Consider the following 12,115-nt stretch of genomic DNA (forward strand, 5'->3'; position numbering starts at 1 on the left):
CAGGTTTTATCGAAAGGTTGTGATCCCGCTGGGACTCGAACCCAGGGCCCATACATTAAAAGTGTATTGCTCTACCAACTGAGCTACGGAATCATTCCCGTGATGGGAGCGCAAAAGTAGGAAATATTTCATATCTCCCAAATTTTTTTTCATATTTTTTCCAAACTGGCCACCAGCAGCATATACATCAGACAATATTTTTACATGAGAACTTTCGTTGCATGAAATTCTCGCCTATTTTTGTGATGCAAAAAAATATACATGAGTAATTCCTTTCAAAACAAAACAGTTGTCATCACTGGTGGTTCATCAGGTATCGGAAAAGCCCTCGTTGCAGAAATGCTGAAACAAGGCGCCCAAGTGGCTGTTTGCGGCAGAAAACAAGCTGCCCTCGAAGCCATGAAAAATGAACTCCATACCCAGGATGTTTTCACCTTCGTGGCAGATGTAAGCGTGGAGAGCGACTGTAAAGCTTTTATTGACGCGGTTTTAGCAAAGTTCGGAAAGATAGACATACTCATTAATAATGCAGGTATTTCCATGAGGGCCTTATTCAAAGATCTGGACCTCAGCGTACTGAAATCACTCATGGATATCAATTTCTGGGGAACCGTGTACTGCACCAAATATGCCTACCCTTCCATCCAGGAAAATAAAGGCACTATCGTGGGCGTCTCCTCTATCGCCGGTTATCGCGGCCTGCCCGCACGCACCGGCTACTCCGCTTCCAAGTTCGCTATGCAAGGCTTCCTCGAAGCATTACGTACAGAAAATCTTCGTACAGGCGTTAACGTAATGTGGGTATGCCCCGGCTTCACCGCCTCCAATATCCGCAACACCGCCCTCAATCCACAAGGACAGGCACAAAGCGAAACGCCCCTCAATGAAGATAAATTGATGAGCGCCGAAGAAGTAGCACACCGCATCGGCAACGCTATCGCTAAAAGAAAAAGAACACTCGTCCTGACCACTCAAGGCAAACTCACTGTACTACTGAGCAAAATAATACCAGGAATACTGGATGGTATTGTCTTTAACCACTTCAGAAAGGAACCCGGTTCCCCCCTGCAATAAACATTTTTTGCCTTTAGCCGTTAACGTTAGTACGTACAAATACTTAAAATTGCGGTTAATTTACCATCGCATTGTAATTTTGTCTTTATTTGCAGTCAGGTTGTGTTTACAACGCCGATGGCACCTTTTTTGACAGGAAAGCGAATCACATTGGTGACCATCATGCGGTGAAGATTGGCGTGTGACAATGATTTACAGGAGTTGGGATTTAGAATATAGGGCATGTCCATAATTACATTAACATCAGACATTGGTTTGCAGGATTACCTGGTAGGTGCCATCAAAGGGCAACTCTGGCAATACTGCCCGGAATGTCATGTTACAGACATCTCCCATCATATCAGCCCATTTAACCTCCCTCAAGCCACCTATATCTGCAAAAGCGCTTTCGCCTATTTCCCACTGGGAACATTCCACTTCGTACTGATCAATCTCTTTGACCGACGTCCAGACCATGTCCTCGTCGCCGAACATAACGGTCAATACATCGGTTGCGCCGACAATGGCCTACTCACCATGATCGCCGGAGGTATGCCGGAAAAAGTAATCAAAATTCCTCTCGCCAAAGAGGAACCCAGAAACACTTTCTCTATCATTAACCTCCTCGCCGCCGCCGCCCGCGAACTTAGCAGAGGCGCCGCTCTCGGTGAACTAGCGCCACTCACACAGCAAATTGTCGTGAAAAATAACCTGCAACCACTCGTTGGTGACGACTTCATCGAAGGCCAAATTATCCATATCGATAGCTTCGAAAACGTCGTCGTGAATATCACCCGCGAACAATTCGCCGCCCAACGCAAAAACAGAAAATTCCGTATCTTCTTCCGAAGAGATGAAGTGATCAGCCAAATCAGCGAAACCTACGCGGATGTTCCTGAAGGTACCAAACTGGCACTGTTCAACGCAGCCGGATACCTGGAAATCGCCATCAATAAAGGAAACGCCGCCGGACTATTCGGTCTGCAGGGATTCAGGCGCGAACAACTCACCCAACCCGCAGGTTTCCAACAATTATCATACTACCAAACTGTCAGAATTATCTTTCAATGATCAACCGTATCGTTAAAATGGAGTTCCAGCCAGATAAAGTGAACTCCTTCCGGGAACTATTCTCCCGACAACAACAACAAATCAGAAACTTCCCAGGATGCCTTCACCTGGAATTATGGGAACACCCAGCCTCCGGTAATACCTTTTTTACCTTCAGCAAATGGGACTCAGAAATCGCACTGGAAAAATACCGAAATTCAGACCTGTTCCGGGAAACATGGGCCGCCACCAAAATACTCTTCGCCGCAAAACCAGCAGCATGGAGCGTTTTACCCACTGTCGTACTACCCTGACGCTACTTAAATACCCTGCATAATTTTAATCAACTTTTAATCTTATGCATTGTATACCAATTAGTCATAAATAATAAAGATATTTACAAAAAGTTAAAACTGTTCGGCAGATTAGCATAATTTGCTACTTTTTCTATTTTTGTCGGACCTTAAAACAACCTTATGAATTTTAAAAGGACCAACAACATCGTAGGCTGGATCATTTGCGTGATTGCCTGCGTTGTTTACATCAAGACAATGGAGGCAACCGGCAGTTTGTGGGACTGCGGCGAATTCATCTCGAGCGCATACAAGGTACAAATACCTCACCCGCCCGGAGCCCCGCTGTTTGTGCTGCTCGGAAGACTGTTCAGCTTTTTCCTGAAACCATCACAGGCCGCCCTCGGTGTTAACACCATGTCTGCCCTCGCATCTGGTTTCACTATCCTGTTCCTCTTCTGGACAATCACTCACTTTGCCCGTCGTCTCATGGTAAAAGCTGGTGAAGAGATCTCCCGTGAGAAAATGATCGCTATTATGGGCGCTGGCGCCGTTGGTGCACTGGCCTATACCTTTTCTGATTCATTCTGGTTCTCCGCTGTGGAAGGTGAAGTATACGCTATGTCTTCCTTCTTCACAGCCATCGTATTCTGGGCCATCCTGAAATGGGATAACGAAGCCGACGAACCTTACGCCGACCGCTGGATTGTACTCATCGCATACCTGCTCGGCCTCTCCATCGGTGTCCACCTCCTGAACCTCCTCACCATCCCCGCTATGGTTATGGTATACTACTTCAGGAAATATAAAGCCACCGGCTGGGGTACCTTCTGGGCTTTCATGGTAGGTTGCGCCCTCACTGGTATCGTACAGAAATTCATCATCCAGGATACCATCAAAGCATCCGGCTACATGGACGTATTCTTTGTGAACAGCCTCGGCCTCGGCTTCTTTACCGGCTTCACTTTCTACTTCCTCGCCCTCACCGCCATCCTCATCATCGGCTACAGAAAACCTAAATTCAGTATCTATGCGCCGCTGATCGTGATCGCTACGATTATCATTATCCCTATGTTTAATGATACATCTACCGGCACCGTCGTCCTGAAACTTATCCTGGCAGGTATCTTCCTCGCCATCCCATATGTGCTGAAATCCTTTGGCGTAAACCTCAACACCGCCAAAGTTTTCCACTCCAGCAAACTCACTATCGCTGTGATCCTCTTCATGCTCCTGGGATATTCTACCTACGTAACCACCATGGTGCGCTCTACCGCCAACCCTGCCGTGGATATGTATAACGTAGATAACCCTATCTCTCTGGTAGGTTACCTCGGACGTGAACAATATGGCGACTTCCCACTCATCTACGGTCAGAAATTTACCGCCCGCCCTATCGAATACAAAGAAGGTGGTAAAATCTACGCCCGCGGTGTAAATAAATATGAAGTTTCTGGTAAAAAAGTAGACCCAGTTTATGATCCTAAAGATATGATGCTCTTCCCTCGCGTTTGGGATGGTAGCAATGATCAGGGTCACGCCGACTTCTACCGCTCCTGGCTGGGACTCGGACAAAACGAAGAACCTTCCTTCGGCGACAACGTGAAATTCTTCCTGCAATACCAGGTAAACTTCATGTACTTCCGCTACTTCATGTGGAACTTCGCAGGTAAACAAAACGATACACAAGGCTATGGCAACGTGCGCGATGGTAACTGGATCTCCGGCATCGCTCCACTTGACAACTTCATGTATGGCGACCAATCCGCTATGCCAGACAGTCTGAACAACAATAAGGCCCATAACCGCCTGTTCATGCTGCCTTTCATCCTAGGTATCCTCGGTTTCTTCTTCCACTACAAATACAATCGTAAAGATACACTGGTAGTTTCCCTGCTGTTCTTCTTTACCGGCTTCGCGATCGTTTTATATCTTAACCAGGCAGGTAACCAGCCACGTGAACGTGACTACGCTTATGTAGGCTCCTTCTATGCTTATGCTATCTGGATTGGCCTCGGTGTACTGGCTATCTACCAATGGCTGAATAAGAAAATAAAAGGCGCCATGTCTCCTGTTATCGCCACTGTAGTCTGCCTCCTGGCAGTACCTACCCTGATGGCCTTCCAGGAATGGGATGACCACGACCGCTCTACCAAAACCATCGCAAGAGACGTAGCAAAAGACTACCTCGAATCCTGCGCTCCTAACGCCATACTCTTCACCGTTGGCGATAACGATACCTATCCGCTCTGGTACGCCCAGGAAGTAGAAGGTATCCGCACCGACGTTCGCGTGATCAACCTCAGCCTCCTCGGCGTAGACTGGTACATCGATCAGCAACGCGTGAAAGTAAATAACAGCGACGCCATCCCAATGAGCTGGACACCTGATAAATACCGCGGCGAAACCCGCAACTTCGTCCGCTTCTTCGATCCGGGAAATATCCCTGCCGATAAATACTTTAACCTGAAAGAAATCGTGAACTTCATGGGTTCAGACGATCCTAACAATAAAGTACAAACGCAGGACGGCGGTTCCGAAAACTTCCTGCCTACCCGTCAGCTCTTTATCTCTGTAGATAAAGCACAAGTGCTGAAAGACGGCGTGGTAAGTGCCGCAGACAGCGCCCGCATCATGCCACAGGTACCTTTCAAAATCAGTAAAAACTACCTGGTGAAAAATGACCTGGCCGTTTACGATATCATCGCTACCAATAACTGGAAACGTCCTATCTACTTCACCAGCCCTACTGACCTGGGCCTGAACGACTACCTCCGTCCGGATGGTCTGTCATACCGCCTGGTGCCACTGGCAAAAGAACCTAACAACGATCCAATCGGCATGGACATCAACATCAACAGAGATGTGATGTACAATAATATGATGACCAAATTCGAATTCGGCGGTGCGCAAACACCAGGTACCTACTTCGATGAGCCTAACAGAAAAATGCTCCTGTACCTCCGTCAGGCATTCTCTAAACTGGGCGTTGCCATGGCTGCCGACGGTAAGAAAGATAGCGCACTGAAAGCACTGAACTATATGGATAAAAATATCCTGGATCAGAACTATCCTTACGCAATGACCTCTCCTGGTAATATGCACAACTACACCTCCCTGCAGGCTGCTTACGCTTTCTACCAGGCCGGTGATGTGAAAAAAGGTGACGAAATCGCTGATAAAATCATCAAAGATTGTAACCAGCAGATTCGCTACTACAACCAACTGCCAGACAACAGAATGACAGATGACCTCAAACGCGACGGACAAGCGGCTCAACAAATGATCGCCTGGATGGAACGTATGAAAATAGACTTCGGTCACCCACAACAACATCCTGCTACTTCTGAAAATGGCGTACAGGTAAATACCACAGATTCAGTTAAGAAATAATCACCTGATTCTATCCATATAAAAGGCCCGTCTCTACAAGTAGAGACGGGCCTTTTTAGTTTCCACTCCTATCAATTTCCGGATCGCGTAACTCCTTTTCCGGATTCGAGTCTCCCCAAAAAATTCTACTTCAGAAATTTGCCCCCTCAAACGGAAATATTTCAACCACTTCAATAACAAATGATGTTAAGAAAAATCTCAGTCCTAACAACACTATTACTGGCCTACGCCGCAATAGTGTCAGCACAGCATAATACAGGAAGTATCAAAGGAAGTGTCATTACCAGCGATGGCCAGCCCGGCTCATTTGTCACCATCCAGGTGAAAAGCAGTGGCAGAGGTACCGTTACAGATGTGAAAGGCGACTTCTCCCTCCGTAAACTGGAACCTGGCACTTATACCCTACAGCTCTCCCTGATGGGCTATAATTCCAAAGAACAAGACGTTACCGTAAGTGCAGGAAATACAACACAGGTGCAGATCCGACTGGAAGTTTCAGACAGACAACTGTCTGAAGTCACCATCACCGGCTCTCAACGCCGCTTTACCAATAAAGAATCTCAATATATCGCCAAACTCCCCCTGCGTAACCTGGAAAATCCCCAGGTCTATTCTGTGGTAAACGCTCAGTTATTACAACAACAAGTGACCACCAACCTGGATGATGCCCTGAAAAATGTTCCAGGCATCACCAAACTCTGGTCCTCTACCGGCCGCCCTTCCGATGGAGCAGGATACTTCTCCCTCCGTGGCTTTGCCGTACAACCTACCATGGTAAACGGTTTGCCCGGCCTCACCAACGGCATCGGCGATCCCGCCTATGTGGAAAGAATGGAAGTACTGAAAGGCCCTTCCGGTACGCTCTATGGTAGCTCCCTGATTTCCTTCGGTGGACTCATCAATCTCGTTACAAAGAAACCTTATGACGGCTTCGGTGGCGAAATTGCCTACACTGCAGGCAGCTACGGTCTGAATCGTGTATCCGCCGACGTTAATACCCCGCTGAAACAGGACAACTCCCTGACCATGCGCACCATCGCTTCCTACCAGTCACAAAACTCCTGGCAGGATGCCGGCTGGTCTAAAAGCCTGTTCTTCGCTCCAAGCCTGCAATACCGCGTCAACGATAAACTCACCTTTAACTTTAACTCCGTATTCAGCACCGGCGAATCTACCAACGCCCTCATGGTATTCCTCAACAGAAGCCGACCACTGATCGCACATAATCCTACAGAACTGGGAATGGACTTCAAACGCTCCTTCACCAGCGATGATATCACCTATAAAACGCCTACCATCAACCTCCAGGCACAGGCTACCTATAAAATTTCCAACAACTGGACCTCCCAAACAAATGTTTCCCGGAGCGAAGCCCGCAGCAATGGCTATTATAGCTACGTGATGTTCCTGGACAGAGGTAACTTCCCTGCTGGCGCCAACAGAGCCAATGATACGCTCCTGAGCCGTTTTGTCTATCATCAGAATTCTACGACTTCCAATACGGATATCCAACAGAACTTCACCGGCGATTTCAAAATCGGAAATGTGCGCAACCGCATACTGGTAGGATTTGATTATATGCAGATGGAAGTCCGCAACGACAACTCTCCTTATCTGATGTTCGATAGCGTAAGCGCGGTAAATAAAAACGATCCAAACTATTATAACCTGAACCGCCAAAGCGTAGATGCTAAACTCGCTGCTGCTAACCAGGCCGGCGCTACGAAAAACAGAACCACCAACAATACTTACAGCGTCTATGTTTCCGACGTTGTAAATATCACAGACAGGCTCCTGGCCATGGCCAGCCTGCGCTTTGACTACTTCGATTATAAAGGCGTTACCAATTATATCAGCAATAAAGTGCCAACCCCTTACACCCAAACTGCCTGGTCGCCAAAGTTTGGCCTGGTATACGAAGTAGTAAAAGACCAGGTTAGTTTGTTCGCGAATTATATGAATGGTTTTCAGAATGTTGCTCCGCAGACACAACCTCTCCCCGAACTCAATACTACCTTTAAGCCTCAACAGGCTAATCAGCTGGAAGGTGGGGTAAAACTGGATGCGTTCAACCATAAACTCAGCTTCACCGCTACTTACTACGATATCAAAGTAACGAATATCCTGAACCAGAGTGTTTATGTAGACGCCAGCGGCAATAAACTCAACTACACCACCCAGGGTGGAAAGCAAAGTAGTCGCGGCGTAGAACTGGAAGCTACGGCTAATCCGCTGCCAGGACTGAACATCGTGGCCGGTTACAGTCACAATGAAAGTAAACTGGAAGATACCTACGAATACCAGGAAGGTCTCCGTCCGGTAACCGCAGGTCCTAAAGATCTGGCGAACCTCTGGATCAGCTATGCCGTAAGCAGTGGTAAATTACACGGACTGGGAGCGGGTTTCGGTGGAAACTATGTAAGCGACAATGTGGTTGCCAACAACCGGATTGTAGGAAAATTCACACTCCCCGCATATACAGTGCTGAACGCTTCTGTATTCTATGATACAAAGAAATATGTACTGACCCTGAAAGTCAATAACCTGACCAACAAAGAATACTATAACGGCTGGACGACAGTAGAAAGACAAATGCCCCGCAACGTAGCTGGCAGTATCGCTTTCCGTTTCTAAAGACACGCGTCTCCCTGAAATATCATACAAACAATAAAGGCCCTCTGCTAAGCAGCGGGCCTTTATTGTGTAAAAAACGAGTTAAAAATCGTGTATTAGAGGTTGCTCACCATTGTTCTCCAGTAAGCAGCGCTTTCTTTCACTTCAGGAACGCTGTTATCCCAATGGTATTCATACTCCACAGAGAATAAGCCTTTGAATTTCTGTGCCTTCAGCTCTTCCAGTACAGCAGGAATCTGAGAAACGCCATTACCCCAAACTACGTCATGGGCTTCAGGAGATTTCTCATTCAGGTCTTTAAAGTGCAGAGAAACCACACGACCATTCAGCTTTTTCAGACATTCTACCGGGTCCAGGCCAGAACGTACCCAGTGACCGATATCCGCGCAAGCGCCCATTAGCTTACTTCTGCCTTTGATAGCCGCCAGCACACTGTCTGGATGCCAGTAATGGCTTGGTTTAGGGTGATCGTGGATCGCTACTTTGATATTATATTGATCGCAGAGAGAAGAGATCAGATCGAGGAATTGTGGCTGAGGTTCAGTAGTAATGCTCTGAATACCCATTCTGTTGGCAAAATCGAACAGCATTCTCCATTCAGCCGCAGATGGCGGTACCACCACACCAAATGCCATCAGCACTTTGTGCTTCTTTTTAATCAGTTGTTTCAGCTGTTCCTGCTTTTCAGGTCCCATATGATAGTCAAATGTACCTTCCAGGCCGCCACCCAGTTTCTGCCCAGGGAATGCCTCCACATACTGGATACCGCAACTGTCCATTTTGTCCAGCGCCTCTGCAAAGGTAAAGCGGTTAAAGGTGTAAGCCTGTGCGCCAAGTTTCCAGCCCAATGCATCTGCTCTGGCCTGCGCACCGGCACTTTGTGCAAATAATGCAGCCGCCAGGCCGCCAGCCAGCATTAATGCATTTCTCAGTTTTTTCATATAGATATTTTTTTGATGATTGAAAGTAATAGCTTTCATGATAAAATGCAAATATCTGTCCGGTTTATTCGTTTGAGTATTCCAGGATTTTTTCGTTAATTTTAGGTAGAACTAGTGCTATGAGAGGAATTACATTTTCCAGGTTCAATCCTGGCGACAGTACCAAGCCACCTTTCCAGAAATTACTGGATCTCTTCACTCAACTACTTACCTATACCAGCGGCGATGTAAATGAAGCCCTTCAATGGCTTACCCAGCTGGATAATGAGTATGGCCTTACCAACGAAGATTATGGCATAGGAGATTTCCTGCAAGACTTACAGGAAAAAGGATATTTAAAAGAAAATGAAAATACCGGGGAGATTGCCATCACCTCCAAAACAGAACAGATCATCCGCAAAAGCGCCCTGGAAGAAATTTTCGGCAAGCTGAAAAAATCTTCCACCGGCAACCATAACATCCGCAAATCCGGCATGGGAGACGAACTGAATGCCGAAACCCGTCCGTTTCAATTCGGAGATAATGTGGATCAGCTGGATTATACTGCTTCTATCCATAATGCACAGGTGAACCACGGCATCGACAGCTTCTCCATGGATCAGGAAGACCTGGTCATCAAAGAGACGGATTTCAAAACACAGACATCCACCGCCCTGATGATCGATATCTCCCATTCTATGATCCTCTATGGAGAAGATCGTATCACCCCGGCAAAAAAAGTGGCGATGGCCCTCAGTGAGCTGATCACCACCCGCTATCCCAAGGACACGCTGGATATTATTGTATTCGGTAACGATGCCTGGCAGATAGAAATCAAGGACCTCCCCTATTTACAGGTAGGCCCTTATCATACCAATACCGTTGCCGGGCTGGAACTGGCAATGGACCTGCTGCGCAGACGCCGGAATCCCAATAAACAGATCTTTATGATCACCGATGGGAAACCCACCTGTCTGAAACAAGGTAAACAATACTATAAGAACAGTTTCGGGCTGGACAGGAAGATTCTTAATCGTACACTCAACCTGGCCGCACAATGCAAGAAACTGAAAATACCCATCACCACTTTTATGGTAGCCACCGATCCATGGCTGCAGCAATTCGTACAGGAATTTACGGAAACCAATAATGGTAAAGCCTTCTTCTCCGGTACCGATAAACTCGGCCAGTTTCTTTTTTACGACTTCGAAAACGGCAAACGGAAACTATTTTAACCTTATCCAATAGTAATCAGTAAAAATTTAGCATGGACACTAACATAAAAACACTGGGCGAACTGAAGAAAAGCGGCTACCAGCCTAAGTCAGTAAAAGAAGAGATCAGACAAAACCTGATTACCCGACTGCAACAGAAAGAGGCTACTTTTCCAGGTATCATAGGTTATGAAGACACGGTTATTCCAGACACGGAACGTGCCCTCCTCTCCCGCCATAATATCCTTTTTCTCGGTCTCCGAGGTCAGGCAAAAACCCGCATGGCCCGCCAGATGGTAGACCTGCTGGATGAATATATCCCGGTAATAGAAGGCTCTGAAGTCAACGATGATCCTTTCTCACCGCTCTCCCGTTATGCCCGCGACCTGATCGCAGAAAAAGGCGATAAAACGCCCATCACATGGCTGCACCGCAGTCAACGCTACGGCGAAAAACTCGCTACGCCAGATGTTTCCGTAGCGGATCTCATCGGCGATATCGATCCTATCAAAGCCGCCAACCTGAAACTCAGCTTCGCGGATGAAAGAGTCATTCATTTCGGGATTATCCCACGTTCCAATCGCGGTATCTTCGTCATCAACGAACTCCCCGACCTCCAGGCACGTATACAGGTATCCCTCTTCAATATCCTCCAGGAAGGCGATATCCAGATCCGTGGCTTCAAAGTGAGAATGCCACTGGATATCCTGTTCATCTTCACCGCTAACCCGGAAGACTATACGAACAGAGGTTCCATCGTCACGCCGCTGAAAGACAGGATAGAAAGCCAGATCATTACCCATTATCCGAAAAATGTCGAAAACTCCCTGCTCATCACCGAACAGGAAGCAGATATTCACGAAGAACAGCTCCAGAAAGTACAAATGTCGGACATGGTGAAACGCCTGATCGAACAAGTAGCTTTCGAAGCCCGCACCAGCGAGTACGTCGACAAGAAAAGCGGCGTTTCTGCACGACTGACCATCGCCGCATTTGAAAACGCTGTCAGTGCCGGCGAACGCAGAGCCATCATCAATAAAGAGAAAGACACCCAGGTACGTATCGGAGATTTACAGGGAATTATCCCTGCCATCACCGGCAAGATCGAACTGGTGTACGAAGGAGAACAGGAAGGCCCGCTACAGGTAGCGCATAATCTGCTCGACAAATCCATCCGTACCGTTTTCGCAAACTACTTCCCTAACCCGGAAAATTACAAAAAGCGTAAACAGACCATCCCGGCAGAAAATCCTTACCGCGCCGTTATCCAATGGTTCGATAAAGGCAATCAACTGCAACTACTCCAGGACCTGACCGATAAACAATACGAAGTGGCCCTGTCCAAAGTAGATGGCCTGAAAGACCTCGTAGCAGACCATTTCCCTAGAGCGAACGGCAAAGAATCATTGCTGCTCATGGAATTTGTATTGCACGGCCTCAGCGCCCATTCCCTCATCAGTAAAAAAGTATTGGAAAATGAAACCAGGTTCTCCGATTTACTGGGAACCATGATGAACTTCAGTATGAGCGGAGATGATGATGTAGAGTAGATCTTTTC

Annotated in this window: 8 protein-coding genes and 1 tRNA gene; 7 read left to right on the top strand and 2 right to left on the bottom strand. The window is 47.2% G+C overall.

All coding sequences use genetic code 11. From position 1 onward, the window contains the following. Window positions 1-20: 20 nt before the first annotated feature. A tRNA-Lys gene (locus tag CLV59_RS27880) sits at window positions 21-93 on the bottom strand. Window positions 94-261: 168 nt separating this feature from the next. On the opposite strand from CLV59_RS27880, the gene CLV59_RS27885 reads away from it, so the two are divergent. The 5 genes from CLV59_RS27885 (at window position 262) to CLV59_RS27905 (ending at window position 8,423) form a co-directional block, all read left to right on the top strand. After that, a complete protein-coding gene (locus CLV59_RS27885) occupies window positions 262-1,074 on the top strand; it encodes an SDR family oxidoreductase (protein WP_111595400.1) in 813 nt (270 codons plus the stop codon). A gap of 222 nt (window positions 1,075-1,296) precedes the next feature. Beyond that, entirely contained in the window at window positions 1,297-2,124 is an 828-nt protein-coding gene (locus tag CLV59_RS27890; protein ID WP_111595401.1) for an SAM hydrolase/SAM-dependent halogenase family protein, read from the top strand. Beyond that, on the top strand, window positions 2,121-2,417 hold the full coding sequence (locus CLV59_RS27895) for a putative quinol monooxygenase (RefSeq protein WP_111595402.1): 297 nt from the start codon (window positions 2,121-2,123) through the stop codon (window positions 2,415-2,417). Before CLV59_RS27890 ends, CLV59_RS27895 begins: the two co-directional genes overlap by 4 nt. Window positions 2,418-2,579: 162 nt before the next feature. Then, entirely contained in the window at window positions 2,580-5,789 is a 3,210-nt protein-coding gene (locus CLV59_RS27900; RefSeq protein ID WP_111595403.1) for a glycosyltransferase family 117 protein, read from the top strand. 180 nt (window positions 5,790-5,969) lie between these two features. Continuing rightward, on the top strand, window positions 5,970-8,423 hold the full coding sequence (locus tag CLV59_RS27905) for a TonB-dependent receptor (protein WP_170137948.1): 2,454 nt from the start codon (window positions 5,970-5,972) through the stop codon (window positions 8,421-8,423). 95 nt (window positions 8,424-8,518) lie between these two features. Here CLV59_RS27905 and CLV59_RS27910 read toward each other — a convergent pair whose 3' ends face one another. Beyond that, window positions 8,519-9,364, bottom strand: a complete 846-nt coding sequence (locus tag CLV59_RS27910) for a sugar phosphate isomerase/epimerase family protein (protein WP_111595490.1) — start codon at window positions 9,362-9,364, stop codon at window positions 8,519-8,521. 119 nt (window positions 9,365-9,483) lie between these two features. Here CLV59_RS27910 and CLV59_RS27915 point away from each other — a divergent pair, with 119 nt between their 5' ends. Together CLV59_RS27915 and CLV59_RS27920 are read left to right on the top strand one after the other, a co-directional pair. Then, the gene (locus CLV59_RS27915; protein ID WP_111595405.1) at window positions 9,484-10,578 is read left to right on the top strand and encodes a vWA domain-containing protein; all 1,095 of its coding nucleotides are present in this window, start codon (window positions 9,484-9,486) and stop codon (window positions 10,576-10,578) included. Window positions 10,579-10,610: 32 nt separating this feature from the next. Continuing rightward, on the top strand, window positions 10,611-12,107 hold the full coding sequence (locus tag CLV59_RS27920; protein ID WP_111595406.1) for a sigma 54-interacting transcriptional regulator: 1,497 nt from the start codon (window positions 10,611-10,613) through the stop codon (window positions 12,105-12,107). Window positions 12,108-12,115 lie beyond the last annotated feature (8 nt).

The sequence above is a fragment of the Chitinophaga dinghuensis genome (genome assembly GCF_003259435.1).
GTDB lineage: Bacteria > Bacteroidota > Bacteroidia > Chitinophagales > Chitinophagaceae > Chitinophaga > Chitinophaga dinghuensis.